This window comes from Allomesorhizobium camelthorni (assembly GCF_011045125.1).
Lineage (GTDB): Bacteria > Pseudomonadota > Alphaproteobacteria > Rhizobiales > Rhizobiaceae > Allomesorhizobium > Allomesorhizobium camelthorni.
This window is the reverse complement of sequence record NZ_JAAKZF010000015.1, coordinates 97483-112062: the sequence shown is the minus strand read 5'-3', so window position 1 is coordinate 112062 and position 14580 is coordinate 97483. Positions and strand designations below refer to the sequence as shown.

General features: G+C 58.3%; 10 protein-coding genes and 2 pseudogenes. 1 reads left to right on the top strand and 11 read right to left on the bottom strand.

The annotated features are described in order from the left end of the window. The 11 genes and pseudogenes from G6N73_RS13830 to G6N73_RS13785 form a co-directional block, all read right to left on the bottom strand. Positions 1-903 (bottom strand): sulfotransferase domain-containing protein (locus G6N73_RS13830; RefSeq protein WP_165028451.1); only part of this gene is annotated, 903 nt, incomplete at its 3' end. Next, positions 900-2267, bottom strand: a complete 1368-nt coding sequence (locus tag G6N73_RS13825; protein ID WP_165028449.1) for a Wzt carbohydrate-binding domain-containing protein — start codon at positions 2265-2267, stop codon at positions 900-902. The genes G6N73_RS13825 and G6N73_RS13830, both read right to left, overlap by 4 nt. 25 nt (positions 2268-2292) lie before the next feature. Continuing rightward, on the bottom strand, positions 2293-3123 hold the full coding sequence (locus tag G6N73_RS13820) for an ABC transporter permease (protein ID WP_165028447.1): 831 nt from the start codon (positions 3121-3123) through the stop codon (positions 2293-2295). 43 nt (positions 3124-3166) lie between these two features. Beyond that, entirely contained in the window at positions 3167-3868 is a 702-nt protein-coding gene (locus tag G6N73_RS13815) for an FkbM family methyltransferase (protein WP_165028445.1), read from the bottom strand. Positions 3869-3913: 45 nt separating this feature from the next. Then, positions 3914-5140: an NAD-dependent epimerase/dehydratase family protein gene (locus G6N73_RS13810; RefSeq protein WP_165028465.1), complete on the bottom strand. Its 1227-nt coding sequence runs from the start codon at positions 5138-5140 to the stop codon at positions 3914-3916. A gap of 261 nt (positions 5141-5401) precedes the next feature. Continuing rightward, complete coding sequence (locus G6N73_RS13805; RefSeq protein ID WP_165028443.1) at positions 5402-6094, bottom strand: FkbM family methyltransferase; 693 nt, start codon at positions 6092-6094, stop codon at positions 5402-5404. A 100-nt stretch (positions 6095-6194) separates the two neighbouring features. Continuing rightward, positions 6195-6875 carry an FkbM family methyltransferase gene (locus tag G6N73_RS13800; RefSeq protein WP_165028440.1) on the bottom strand — a complete coding sequence of 227 codons (681 nt, stop codon included), beginning with the start codon at positions 6873-6875 and terminating at the stop codon, positions 6195-6197. Positions 6876-7404: 529 nt separating this feature from the next. Then, the gene (locus G6N73_RS13795; protein ID WP_246252021.1) at positions 7405-8061 is read right to left on the bottom strand and encodes a phosphoadenylyl-sulfate reductase; all 657 of its coding nucleotides are present in this window, start codon (positions 8059-8061) and stop codon (positions 7405-7407) included. A gap of 458 nt (positions 8062-8519) precedes the next feature. Continuing rightward, on the bottom strand, positions 8520-9866 hold the full coding sequence (locus G6N73_RS13790) for an IS701 family transposase (protein ID WP_165028437.1): 1347 nt from the start codon (positions 9864-9866) through the stop codon (positions 8520-8522). Between the two features lie 317 nt (positions 9867-10183). Then, positions 10184-10319: pseudogene (locus G6N73_RS38280) on the bottom strand (ISNCY family transposase); the annotation flags it as partial. 35 nt (positions 10320-10354) lie between these two features. Beyond that, positions 10355-12250: a twitch domain-containing radical SAM protein gene (locus G6N73_RS13785; protein ID WP_343044620.1), complete on the bottom strand. Its 1896-nt coding sequence runs from the start codon at positions 12248-12250 to the stop codon at positions 10355-10357. Positions 12251-14089: 1839 nt separating this feature from the next. On the opposite strand from G6N73_RS13785, the pseudogene G6N73_RS13780 reads away from it, so the two are divergent. Further along, positions 14090-14310 (top strand): annotated as a pseudogene (locus G6N73_RS13780) (transposase); the annotation flags it as partial. Between the last annotated feature and the right edge of the window lie 270 nt (positions 14311-14580).

Genomic DNA, 14580 nt, shown 5'->3' with positions numbered 1-14580 from the left:
CTTGTCCTTCTCGCGCAGCTTGGCTGCATGCGTATTGTCCTTTTCCGCACGCTCTTTTCTCAGGTGCTCGGCCACCGCCGTCGCGTCAGCCAGCAGCTTGTTGGAGTTTCGGAGATTGCCCGTGAGTTCCTCTTTCTGCCTAATGATGTTGTGGTACCCGGACATCTCCAGGAGGCCTGCGCGCATCGTCTCGATCGCGGGCAGAAGGACATCTGCCTGTATCAGGTCATCCGCACCGCGATCATAACCGTAGCTTGCCATCGTCTTGCCGTGGAACATGCGGAACAGCGCAAGATGAGACTCGTCAAATTCCTCGATGTTGCGAGTGTTGCTGCCGGACCGGAAGAAGTTCGGCTCCTTGGCATGCAGCTCGTCGAACTGCGACACCGCCGACCCCGCCACTTCCAAGCCGAGGAAGCGCGCGATCTCAGCGATCGCCCCCTCCCGATTAGCGACGATATCCTCGTATTTCAGGAAGAGCGTGTTTGGGCGTTGCAGCGGCCGCCACGCTTTGACGTGGTCGCTCCAGCCGCCGAAAGGCACCGCGCCCAGTATCGTCTGGGCGAGGCTCACGGCTTGGCCGCCGAAACTCTCGATATAGTGGCGGTAAGAAACGATGCTGGAGCGGCCGTCGCGCAGGACGTAGATAGCCTTTTCCTCGTCCCGCGGATAATCGTGGGTCTTGACCAAATGGAGGTCGTCGCCGGCCCGCGCCTGCTTGTAGAAGGCGCTCCACTTGCCCTCGTAGGAGACGTGTCCCACCGTCGCGGCCACGTCGGGATCGGCGCCGAGGTCGTTGCGGTCGTTATACTGAGAATAGGTGCGCAGGCCCAGAGCCTGGCTGACCAGCAGGCGTATCAGCGTATTGCCCGAACGGGGATAAGACGCCAGCCAGATGATCATGTTCTATGCGTCCTCCTGCTTTGCGGTTCCAGCTTTCCGCCGGACATAAACGTGACGTCCGGGCTGCCGCAGGTGAGATCGGTGTGATAGTCGGTGCGGGTCTTGCCGACCTTGTCGATGCGGAACATCAAGCCGTCGATGATTCGATGCATGATGACCGGCTCACCATCAACCTGGCCTTCTAGGCCCGCATTGCAGAAATAAGTGCCCGGATTGAGGCGGCAAAGGAACGGCAGCGTGACGGTGGCCACCGATCCCGCCGCCACGTCGCCCGTTCCTTCGCCTCGCGGCGCGGTCCACTGCGCGCCGATGCCCAGCCCATTGATCGACTTGATCGTCATTGCGAAACGGACCTTCGACGCATCCTGGAGAAACGCAACCCGGTAGCGGAAGAGATATTCCTCCCCACCGCGAATCACATTGACCTTTCGACCGCCCCTCGTCTCGATCCACACATCCTCGATGACCGCGCCGCGCGAGACATAATATTCGGTTGATTTGGAGATAAGCCCCGGATCAAAATACTCGCGAGGCGGCTCTGCGGCGCGTTTCTGGGCCTTTCCCGGGGTCTGAGCGCCAACGGCACGCTCGCCGGGCACCGCCTCTCCGCGGCCCATGCGGCGGATGGTGTCGAGAACGCCGGCATGATCGGCTGGAGCGGCATAGATCAATCGCTGATACTGGGTGATGACATCCTTTGGGTGGCCGCTGAGGATGCATTCGCCCTTGTAGAGGAAGACGGCATGATCGCACAGTTCCTGCACGGCGCGCGCAGAATGCGACACGAACAGGATGGTCACGCCGCTCGACTTGAGGTGATCGAGCCGGGCGAAGCACTTGCGCTGGAATGCCTCGTCGCCGACTGCCAACGCCTCATCGATTATTAGGATGTCGGGGTCGACATTGATGGCGACCGCGAAAGCGAGGCGCGCGAACATGCCGCTCGAGTAGGTTTTCACCGGCCGGTCGATGAAGTCGCCGATGTCGGCGAAAGCCAATATCTCGGCGAACTTCTGCTTCTGGCGCACCGTGTCGATGCCAACTAGAAGCGAACTAATGCGCACGTTCTCCCGGCCGGTGAATTCGGGGTTGAAACTCGCGCCAAGCTCGAGCAGCGCCGAGATGCGTCCGTTTACCTCGACCGTGCCGCCGTCCGGCTGGAGAGTGCCGCAGACGATCTGTAACAGTGTGGACTTGCCGGCGCCGTTTGAGCCGACGATTCCAACTGTGCTGCCGCGCGGCACGTCCATGTCGATGCCGGCGAGCGCCTCGATGCGGCTTGCGGAACGCCCCAGGCGGCCTCTCGATACGGCGTGAAGAAACCTGTCGCGTGGGGTGTCGAACACGAGGTAGTGCTTCGACACACTACGGAGCCGGATCGCTGTTGCCTCAAATGACATCGGCGAAGGTCTTTTGCACCCGCACGAAAACGATGCTGCTCACCGCGGCGAAGAGGATGCTGGACAGCCAGGCGTAGATCACCGGCCCAGCGTCGGGCAGGTTGCCGACCAACACCACGTCGCGCACGATTGTTACGATTGAGGCCATCGGATTGAGCACCATCACCCAGGCAATGCGGTCCGGGACCGCCTCGATCGGGTAGAAGATAGGCGTGAGGAACAGAAGCAGCGTCACCAGCAGCGTCGCCAGGTGGCGCATGTCGCGAAAGAAGACGCCGAGGACGGAAAATAACCAAGCGACGCCGAGGCACAGCATGACGAGCGGAACGACGGCGAGCGGCAGCAGCAGTGCCGTCACCGGTGGCAGCCCATAACCGATCACGTACATTACCAACAGGATGGCCAGGCCGATCAGGAAGTTGAACAGGCCCATCAGCATAGAGATGTAGGACAGTGCCTGCAGCGGAAAGACCACCTTCTTCACGTACACTTTGTTCTCGAATATTAGGTTCGGCCCGCGGTTAATGCATTCGGCCAATAACTGGTGGCAGATCAGCCCGGCGAACAGGAACAGCGCGAAGTCGACCTGGCTGCCGGACTGGACCTGCCAGGTGCGCTGGAAGATGACTGAGAACACCAACGTATAGACGCCGAGCATGAGCAGAGGAGTGATCACCGGCCAGACGAAGCCGAAGGCGGAGCCGCGATAGCGGGCGGAAATATGCCGCCAAGCGAAGACGCGGATAATCGGCCAGTCCCGAAAGACGGGCCTCCAGAAGAATGCCCCCTCAGGAATCATGCTCTTCGCCACCGAAACCACCGCTACTGGCCTGCCTCCGCTGCCGGGCTTATACCGTGAACAGCTACCACTTCCGCGAGGCCCGCAGGAAGCAGTCAGTCTTGGCGAACACCACGTCGAGCTGGCCGAGTGCATTGTCCGACGGCCGAAAGATTCCGTCCAGAATGTCGTACATCGCGAAGCCGCGCTTAGCCATGTGCAGGACGATATCGGAGAGGATCGGCTGATGATCGCCCCAGAAGCGGAACATCGAGCATTCCAGGATGACGATATCGCACTTCTCCAGCGTCTTCGGAGCGCCCTCGACGACCATGAGGTCCGAGCCTTGGCAGTCGGTCTTCAGAAGCACCGGTCCGTCGATCTGGTGGTTGGCGAGCACATCGTCGAGGCGGCGCACAGGAACGCGCAGGAGGCGTGGGTCATTCGCCCTGGAGCGCAAATGCATTAGCGACGAGCCGTAGAGATTGTGCTCGGTCCTGAGGATCTCCATCTCGCCATCGTGATCCATGAGCGCGCAGTGGTGGATCTCGTGCCGGAACCGCTCCAAGCGTTTGGCCAACGCCTGGTGGAAGTCCGGCAGCGGCTCGAAAACTACATGCAACGCACGCGGAAACGCCTCGTAGATCACGCCGGTACCGTTGGCCGCACCGACATCGATGCACAGCGCCGGATCGAAACCCAGCCTCTTAACGTGCCGGAAGAACTGCTCGAACGTTCTTGTCGGGCGCAGGTCGGCGTCCTTGCCCGTCACAGCATCTGCGGCCATTTTTAGCAATCCACGCTCGTTGGAGATGTCTCTGATCGGCCGCGGCTACTCTGCGGCGTGCGCCGCCGCGCCCGCACCCGTCGTCGACGCTGCAAGCTCCTTCTCCCGCTCCTTATTCCAAGCAGAAACCGAAGGAATTTTCGTGCGGTCGCAGCGGCCGGCGTATTTGCGGGCGATGTCTGTGATCTCGGCAAGCAGACCCGCCTTCAGAGTCGTCGGATTGAGGCCAAGATCAACCAGTTTGCTGCTCTCGACGTGGAGTTCGTTCTCGCCAGCCTCATTGCGCGGGTTGCTGACGTGGCGGAACTCGCAGCCCGTTATATTGGAGATTAGCTTCGCCAGCTCAACTACCCGATGAGTTTCGGTCATCTGATTCATCACCCGCACGCGCTCGCCCGCTCTCGGAGCGTTCTCGATCGCGAGTTGGATGCAGCGCACCGTATCCTGGATGTGAATGAAGGCACGCGTCTGGCCGCCCTGACCGTGCACGGTGAGGGGATGGCCCACTGCGGCCTGCATAAGGAACCGATTGAGGACGGTACCGTAGTCGCCGTCATAATCGAAGCGATTAATCAGGCGTTCGTCGATGCTGGTCTCGGCGGTCTGCGTGCCCCAAACGATGCCTTGGTGCAAGTCGGTAATTTTGATGCCATCATTCTTGCTGTAGAAGGCGAACAGCATCTGATCCTGAGTCTTGGTCATGTGATAGATGCTGCCGGGATTCGCCGGGTATAGAATCTCCTGGTTAACCTCCCTGCCATCCTCGGTCTTGACGGTGATCTGCAGGTAGCCTTCAGGAATTTTCAGGCCGGCGGTGCCGTAGCCATAGACGCCCATGGTACCCAGATGGACGACATGCGTGTCGATACCCGCCTCGACGATAGCGGCCAGCAGGTTGTTGGTGGCATTCAGGTTGTTCGACACCGTGTAGCGCTTGTGCCACGACGATTTCATCGAATAGGGGGCCGCACGCTGCTCGGCGAAGTGCACCACTGCGTGAGGGCGGAATTCCTGAATCAGCGTCAAGAGGCGGTGATAGTGTTCTGCAACGTCGAAGCGGATGAATTTGATCAATCGACCCGAGACTTCGCGCCACGCCGTGAGGCGCTCGCCCATTGGGCGGATAGGCGTCAGCGAGTAGGCCTCGAGCTCGTTGTCGATGTTACGCCGAGAAAGGTTATCGACGATAACCACCTCGTGACCAACATTCGATAGATGCAGGGCCGTTGGCCAACCACAGAAACCATCCCCGCCCAAAATTAAAGTTCGCATGACCATTCCCACTTCTCGCAAGTTGTCGCGCCTTACGGCTGGTGTTCCATACTTCCTATACCCGCACAGAAGTTAGGATCCTTTGAGAGAGCGCGCGCTAACGACTTTCTGCCGCGCAGCGCGGACTAAATACCGTGCCTTCCGCCAAATGCAAGCGATTTTGTCGGGCTTGGCCGAGCGCCGTCGAGCCTCTGCTGTGTGTGCAAGAGCGGAAGTTGCCCCCGCCTATACCCCGGATGCTGGTCGTACCTTGGACTCTGCTCATTCTTCGTCCGGCACCGCGTCAATGACTGTGTGCCGGAACCCCGGACTGACGAATATCGCGTCGCCATATCTGATCTGACCGTTCGCTGCCTGCGATCCTTTGAAGAGGTTGTAAATCTCGTAGCCAAATTGCCGGAGATAGGACCAAACAGAATCCAGGAGTGGCACACCCGCGTAGTGCTGGATGAAGAAAAACTCGGTCACAATAATCGAGACCGCACCACGCTTGAGGAGACCCTCGCCACCCCTGAGTATGTCGAGCTCGGCACCTTGGGTATCCAGCTTGAGGACGTCGATCGTCATTTCGTGGAACAGGTTGTCGAGGGTGTCGGTCTTAACGGGAACACGATCGACCATCGTGAAATCCCTTCTGTAGTATCGCCGGCGCTCTTCCTCCCGAGAATATAGGGACGAGATAAAGCCTTGTGTTCCCAAGTTAAACACGGCTTCGCCCTTGGCGCTCGAGAGCGCAACATCAGACGGATGGGCTCGCGCCACGCCCTCCACGTTGCCGCGCAGCCTGTCATAGGACCGCGGATCGGGCTCAAATGGATAGACGTGCGCCCTGGGAAAGTTTCTCAGAAACCACGCAGACGTGGCGCCGAGATAGGCACCAACATCAACAATCGTCCGGCCTTCCGATTTTTCGCCAAGTCGACGCACTGTCTGCCAGAGTTCCGACTCATCCATCGCGCCCAACCTTCATCTTGCTCCACTCTTTGGCACAACTCGGCTCCGCTGCTCGGGAGGCTAATCTACGGCGAAACGAACCACGCTAATCGGTTGCTCCCTACTGCCAGCCGCTCTTCTGCCGGAACATGCCGTCTTCTTTGACGAAAACCAAGTCGATTTGGCCGAGAGCAGCATCTAAGGGCCGAAAGATTCCGTCGACGATGTCGTACACCACGAACCCGTGATCCTTCATGAATGTTACCGTATCAGCGAAATCATGCTGATGGGGACCCCAAAAGCGAAACAGAGACGTTTCCATGATTACCAACTCGCATCGCTTGAGGGTTTCGGTGCCACCCTTGATGACTAGAAGGTCCGCTCCTTGGCAGTCGGTTTTAAGCAAGATTTGACCCTCCGGCTGTGGATCTCCCATGACGCCATCGAGTGTCCTGACCGGAACTGTTAGCAGCCGCGAATCGTCTGTGCCGGAGCGCCTGTGCATCAGGGATGAGCCAAGCACGTTCTGCTCCGTGCGCAGGATTTCCATTTCACCGTCCCGGTCCATCACAGCGCAGTTGTAGATCTTGTGCTTGAAACCCGAGAGGCGTTTAGCGAGTTGCTCACGGAAATCGGGAAGGGGCTCGAATGCGACATGCAGGGCATCTCGGAACGCCTCATAAATTACACCGGTGCCGCCGGCCGCGCCCACGTCAATACAGATCTCTGGCTGGAAGCCGAGCGCCTTCACACGGCGAAAGAGGGTCTGGAAATCACGAGTCGGTCTTTCAGGCTGCTGCATTCGCTGAAGTCCTCTGACGGGTTTGAAGAGTGAAGACCAAAGTCCCTCTCTAAAACGAATCTAATGATCGTGACTCAATTCGCACGTTTTGCGAACCCGCTTTTACCGCCGACGAAACCATTCGACGAGTCGCAGTGGATTGATCCGCGAACGCTTACGTCTTCGAAGCACAACCAGATCTTGCCATTTTGGCGCTCCATCGGGCAGGATTTCTACAAACCTCGAACAGCTTCGACAGTCACGCATGATGGGCTACGCGATGTGAAGGCCATCCCGAAACTGTCTATGTCGATGCATTCTGACGAGCGGCCTCGGGGTAGGATCGCCAGAACGCAAGCCGGTGCGCTGGAAGTCGGTGGCAACGGTCAGTACAGTTTGTCCCGCTCGCGGCCATACGGTCCAACACACGGGCGAGACGTTTGGGGAACGTTTCCGTAACTCACTGAACATGCAGGTGAATTCGAAGCGAGGAGGACACACCTTTGCATTCACCTCCTCAAGTCCTTACTTTGCGCTGCAGGCACTCCCATCAGGTTTGAAAGCGGGAAATGCTTCCGCTTGGGCCCAGATGTATCCCACATTCTACCTTATCTACCCCACTCCACCGTCCAGAGCGAGGATCTTCCCCCTCCTTTGCCGGGATCGTGCAGGTCGCGCATCCTATTGAACGGTATCCGCGATCCAATAGTGGATGGAGAGGAAGGTCATGCTGCTTGAAATAAGCTTTGATCATATCTTGTGTATAGTGAATCAGTGGATTTATCTTAAGAAGCGTGCCATCTCGTTCCATGAATGGAAGATTTGCACGCAATCCCCCCTGATAACGCTTCCTGCCCGAAATCCACCCATCGAATTTCGTTAAGGCATCCTGGAGCGCAAAGTTCTTTCGAATCGTACAACACATGTTTGGGTTTACTCGCCACAAATTGCCGCCTGGGTCTTCTTCGCGGACGAGTTTTGAATCGGGTTTTACAAACGTCACATCGCGCAAATTCAACGCGGCCTTCAGGGTTTCAACATAAGCGTACGTTTCCGGGAAATGTTTTCCGGTATCAATAAACAGTATAGGGACGCGCTCGAGGGCACTGGAAACCATATGGATCAAGATCGCGGATTCTGCACCGAAGGACGAAACTAAAGCGATGTTTCCGACATCTACGTCAGCCAAAAGAGCAGCCAAATCCAATTGGTCATGCCGAACATGGCGCCTAGCCAAAGCGTCAATCTGGGGGTCGCTCCCGCCTGGTGGCCAACTATCGTATGATTTCACTGAACATTTCTCCGCGTGTCAACTCGTTGTGGGCCGTATAAAGCTATAAGTGGGGATTGTCGTAATCATGATCGTTGGACAGAACTTTAAGACAATAGTTTTACAATTTCTTGACCGAACCGACGCAATCGGTACGGGTGAAAATTCTCAGGTATCATGCATGGCGGGGTAAGAAACACCTGGAGATTGGCAGGCTCCAGCATCACTTCCTCACCGCCACCGGACCTACGGGTTCACCTTCACCATAAATTCTTAGATATTGCGCACAGCTCCGTGATATTGCGCACAGCTCCGTCCGTCTAGTCTTACTGTGTCATCAATTGCGTTTGCAGCATGGACATCGTGGCAGCCGCCTCGCCAAGGCGTGGGCGAGTCTAATCCGGATTGTGGCGATGGAATTGCTGACGTGGCGTTCGGGACGGAGCGGCGGCGCCGCGGGGTCGATAATCTTCGGGTAGCGCAGGTGCCTTGAGGAGCGGCGCCGAGCGTGGGGCTGAGGGGGGAATCAGACTCCGTTCGGAGACCAGGAAACCGTAAGCGGCGATCGCGAGCGTGGCGTGGTGATGGAAGCCGCGCCAACCTCGGCCCTCATAATGGCCAAGGCCGATCTCCTGCTTGAGTTCCTGATAATCCCGTTCGATCCGCCATCTCAGCTTGGCCTGGTCGACGAGGTCGGCAAGCTCGGTATCTTCCGGCAAGGTCGAGAGCCAGTACTTGGTCGGCTCGACCTCGCCCTGCGGCCACTCGATGAGGAACCATTCCTCAGGTCGTGGTGCGGAGCGCCAGTAATCGCGGTGGGCCGGCCGGATGCGGACGGCGGCAAAGCGCGAGGCGAGCGGAACCTTGGAGCCCTCGCGCCAAGTGATGCGGCGCCAGGCGTCCTCGGGCAGGGCTTGCGCCAGTTCCTTGGCGGAAACCGGCGCGTGCCCGGACTGGCGCCGGACGAGCGAGGGCGGGCGACCGCGTCCGCTCCACGGCTTGGGCGGCAGCGGTTGCGTATCCGGCGACCACAGGCGGATCGAGGACTGGACGGCGACGACATAGGTCAAGCCAATCTCCGTCAGCCCGGTGCGGAAGGAGGTGTCGTTGCCGTAACCGGCATCGGCCAGCACCACGCCCGGCGAGACGCCGGCCTCCAGCGCCGTCCGAATCCGCGCGAGGGCGATTTCGGGCTTGGTGCGGAAGATGAGATCCTCCGGCACACCCGCCTTTTCCCGCCGGTCAGGGTCGCTGGCCCAGTCTTCCGGCAGATAGAGCTGATAGGCGATCGGCAGGCTCGCCTGGCCGGTGGCAACCGACAAAGAGACCGCGACCTGGCAGTTGTCCTGTTTGCCGAGTTGGCCGCAATACTGCCGCGCAACCCCCACCGAATGCTTGCCCTTCTTGGGAAAGCCGGTGTCGTCGACGATCCAGGCGCGGATCTGCCCCCGTTGCTCAAGCGCCGGCAAAACCTTTTCCCGCACGACGCCAAGCACGGCATCGTCCGACCAGTCCGCTTTCGCCACGAAGTGATGCAGAGACTGGTGCGTCGCCTGGACACGCCCAGGCTCCACCCGTGCCGCCATTGGCTCGACGCTCTTGCGCTCGCCCGGCAAAAGCAGCCCGGTGCAATAGGCCTTCAGCGGCGCTACGCGGTCGGCATGACCCAATGCCGAGGCGAGCGTCTCGACATAGGCCGCAAAACGCGATTCACTCGTTTCGATTCCGTCCTGGAGATCCATCGCTCCCTCCATTTGAAGCTGGAATCTCCATTCTCGCAATCAATCGTTAACAAAGTTTATGACACAGTAAGACTAGGGCCAATTCCTCGTTCCGCTTCTGGGGGAGTGTCGTTGTCGCATCGATAACGAAGACTGGCTACGCGACGGCACGACTGCGACGATCTGCCGTCACAAACCGACTCGAATTGTGGGTCTGTAGTGCCCCTGTTTCGCCGGACACTCGGCCACCGGGTTGAGATTGGAGTGGGACTTTTGGCCAAAGCCTGCGACGCCGCGCCTAGATCGGAAGAGATTGATGATTGATCCCGATCACCCAGGGTTCCCGATCCGCCCCCAAGTTCGAATTTCAGCAGGCGCACCATGATCCGCACCGCGTCCCACGGCAGGCTGCTGTCGCTGGGTCATCGGTGCTGCTGTGACAGTGCTGTCCAACCGCACGACACTCCCATCTTCGCGTGTGTTGTGGGCGGAAAATAGTTAGGCCGCTTTTAAGGCCGGCTCAGAGCAGGCAACAGGATCCTGAGCCACCGTAGCCCCTTGGCCGCCAGGTCACGCAGTGCTGAGCTGTGGGCATCAAGGGCCACCGGCGTGGAGTTCAGGTGTCGAGTTTTGGTGTGCCAACGCACGCCCTCACCTGCCAACTGTGAATACAATTCAGGGAACGTCGCCTTGAACTCTTGCCCCCGGCTTTTATCAAGATCATTAGTGTAAAGTATGAACTCGTTGAGAGCGCTCTTGTCGCCTTCGCCATTCATAATGGCTGCCGCCTCCATGGCAGTGTTGCGCACGAACTCCTGGTAGCGCGCGGAACCCCCGTTTGGCGAAGCATCCAACTCCTCTTTGAAGGCGCAAAGTTCCTCGAACATCGCCTGCTTCAAAGAAGATGGCAGGATTTCCACTGACAGATATCGGGGGTGTGTCAGCCATGTCGACCGGATGGACAAGCTTTCCGCAGCAGCAAACCGCACCATCTCTGGCAACTGCCTGAAATTGTAGATTTGGATGGTGGGCCCGATGCCAACTCGGGCGTTGGGCAGCGCGGCCATTCTTCCGATGTTGGCCGCCACTTCCGTCCACTTCGCTCCATGACGGATGTACTCGAACTTGTCTTCAACGCCATCCATGCTGACCGTGATTATCGCGGTCTTGAACTTTCGAATACGTTCTTCAACGGCGCTGCTCCACATAGTTCCATTGGTAACGAGCGACAGGACAACTTGGCCTGCCTGGTCTCTCTCTATCAATCTGTCTAGAATCTCCATCGTTTCATTGAGGAGCAGTGGCTCCCCGCCCATCAGCTGAAGGCGACGAATGTTTGGATTGGCATTTACGAGATCAAGAGCCCTTTCGGCTCCTTTTCCAGCCCAAGATCTAAGTGCGCCAGACGAAGTCCGCGCGCCTGCTTCGTTGAAACCGACCTGCAAGAGATGGCACCGGAATGTGGGAGGATCTGTATGAAACGAAGCCTGATCGATGCCTGGCTTCGGGTAGGCGCGGATGACAATTCGGCACTCTCCAGTGATGTCGTGCTGAGGAAGATCGATGCGCGTCACCTTATTTGAAAGTAAAGAAGTGGCGAGATACCTATCTCCCAATTTCAAGTGTACTTTCCAGGTCGCCCTCGATTCCTCAAAGACTCCGCGCATCCGCAAACTCAATATCGCTCGATCGGTGTTGAAAGCGACGCGGGCCCAGTGCTTCCCAGAACAATAGACGCCTACTTCGTCAGTCCCTTGCTTTCCGAAGTCTACATAGCGCACGCCCGACGCGAGCGAAGGAAGCAATTCCCAGGTTGTAGCCTGTTCCTTCAGCGCAGTGGCAGTACGCGGGCGCCATTTGCTTTGAACGGCGTCGGCTTCAATCTTCGAACTGTAATCGGGGCTGCACATGCGGCATGCCAAATTGCATGTGTTGTTCATTTCAAGGTCGAGATCGACTGGTAAGGCACTGCAGCTACCGTCCGAACCTGTAACGTGGCGCGCGAATTCCGCAGGCGCGTCGCGAGTCGGATTCAAAAACCCTCCCACGAAGTCCTTGTTAATCTGAAGTCGGGAGCTGTGACCGGTTCTCTCTTCAGCCTTATAGCAGCCGGTACATTCAGGTGCCCGCTCGCCCGCCATCATCATCCGGCGGACGGCCTTGATGCTGTCGCCGTTCCATATGTCGTCTAGACTGTGGCTATGGATTGAGACCGGACCGGCCTCGTCGCGTATCAGGCGGCTCGCGAGGCAGCAAAAGCGGGCTTTTCCGCTCGGCAGAATACCAAGCTGTTGCCAAGGCCGAATGCAAAAGCCATTAGAGCTCGAGAAGTCCAAGTCTGTGTTCGGTGACTCGTCCAAGTGCAAATACCCTCGTCCCATGCCGCGCGACAGCAATCCTTGCACGATCAACGGATCTAATCAAACCACCGGCCTCAAACCTTGCCGGTGCAGCATCGAAGCTTGGGGCGGCGTGGCGCGCATGGCCTGCCGGAAATTCACATGCGCCGATGCAAATGTCTATCTGGCCGGCTCAGGTGGCATTGCCGTTGCAGGCGATGAATAGCGCTAGAAAAAAGCGCTCCCATTCCGCCTGTTCCGTACCCTGATCACGGCGACTCACGGGGAGTTGCCGTCATTCCCGGCTCAATCTAGAAGCGCAATCTCCGCCGCACCGGCTTCGTTGGCGTTCATCTTGAACTGCAGGCAGAGACCGGCGGGCAACGCTGAAGCGTCGGAACCGGAACGAGTTGATCTGGTGCGGGGTGCCGACAGTGAGGTTCACGAGATCGGGGTAGTTGTCGCTGCACTGCCCGCCACGACGGTGAAATCGGGCTTTGCAGATCGGCCATTTGGGAGCACTCCACTCCGGTTCCTCGGGACCGTCAGTTACTCGTTCTACCTGCTCCACATGCCGGTGCTCTGGTATTTGAATAGGTCCACACCCCTAGACGACCACATGTGGCTGTTCTTCGTCGTTTCTCACGCTCTTGAGCGTCTCGACTGTTAGCTTCTACGCAATAGAGCGGCCGGCAAGGCGCTCTATTGCCGCGCCAAGGGCGAAAAACAACGGCCGTGCAGCGCGCGGCAGAATAGCGCACCCGCATTTGGTGCAGCAATGTGGCTTGCTGGCCACAGACAGCCAATGCGGCAATCCTCGGCCGACGGCCGCACAACGTTGTTCATCGGTTGAGTTATTCGGGACGGTGCGCGAAGATGCTAACTGGTGTTCAGCGTGGCCAACTCGGCTCTGGCTGGCCGTCGCTCGGGCACGGGCCCTGCGGCTTGGCTAGGCGCAGTGTCGTTCTCCCTTTTCTGCTGTACATGCCGGTACTTTTTGGATGCTCAACCGCTTTACGACGTTGGGTGAAACGCTTTGGCTTTTCCTCGCTGTGGCGACGCCTGCGATCCATGCTGTGTCGTGTGCCTGGTGTACCGTCATCGAGAAACCGGCACGGGTGAAGCCGGCGATTCGAGTGCGCAGCATTTCTTGTATGGGACAATTGGATTATTGGACGTACTGCGCCCGCTCGCCGCGTCTGGCTTTTCCGTTTCCCCCGCCATGGTTCTTGGCCACCGCCAGCTTCTATGCATTGGAGCGCCTAGCTGCGTACTGTATTCCAACACCAAGATCCGTCAAACCGGAGTTTGCTAGATGACATGGCTGACAGTCTATGCACCCGTCTATGGGGAGAGTTCACCGGCTGGCCCGCATGAAACCGGCAGCGAGGCACGCAGCGGCACCGGTCCCTGGAGTCGGACTGGTCCTCGATCGGTAGCGATTATCGATCGATTCTGATATTTGGACGCATTCGCACCATACGAGAGGGGTCCATGCGTTCCCGCTGGCACATTCAGTTATTCATCGCCGCTAAAAGCATTGCACGTGCCATTCTCGGAGAGAAAACGTATTCATCTTACCTTGCAACTCTACGCCTCGGATGGTTTCAGTTTGGCTTGCGCTTGCGACGGTCGCCGAGAAAAAGTGACGAGAGGAGCGGCGAATGCTTCATAAATTCAGAAATACGAAAACAATGGCTCTCCAAAGAACCGCTCCCGGATTTGGCGTCAGATTCCCCATTGCGTAGCTTTTTTGAAAGCCCGAGCCGGCCATTTGGTCCGTTATCCGGTCAATCGGGAAAAGCCACCGGTGACCCGGTTCTCGGCCTATCCATCGAAGACGATCGACGTCCGCGTGGCAGGTAACACCGTGACAAAAGCTGCCCTCACTATCGCCCGCAAGGAGCAAGCTGTCGGCGACTGTTGAGCGTCCAGGTGTGTGGCCCACCACCGCACTCGTGTTCCGTGCCATGATCGATCGGCCGGACCGCTTCCGCCGGTCGAGGGCTGTCTGCACGCATCTGGGCCTGACGTCAGTGCGCTATCAGGGGTGGCGAGATGGCCATCCAGGGCAAGGGGACCTATGCGGCGACGAACTCGCCCGCACGGCCTTTATGATCGCTTCAAGCCGACCGCCATAGCCTTCACTCGGGACGTCCAACTGGACGTCCCTTTTGCCGTCTGTTGCCATGCACAAGATCCCCCTCCGTATCGGAGAGGCATCTTCGCATGGTCAGGTCAGGCCGAACAGGTCGGAAATCGAGGGGGCCCAATGAGCGCCTACGGCTTGGGGTCATTCGTGCCCGATGAAAATTGGGCAAGATCGCTCGATCTGGCCGTGAATGTAAGCTCATAGATGTCGGGGAGTTGCGTTTGCCGATTAATTCGATAAGTGC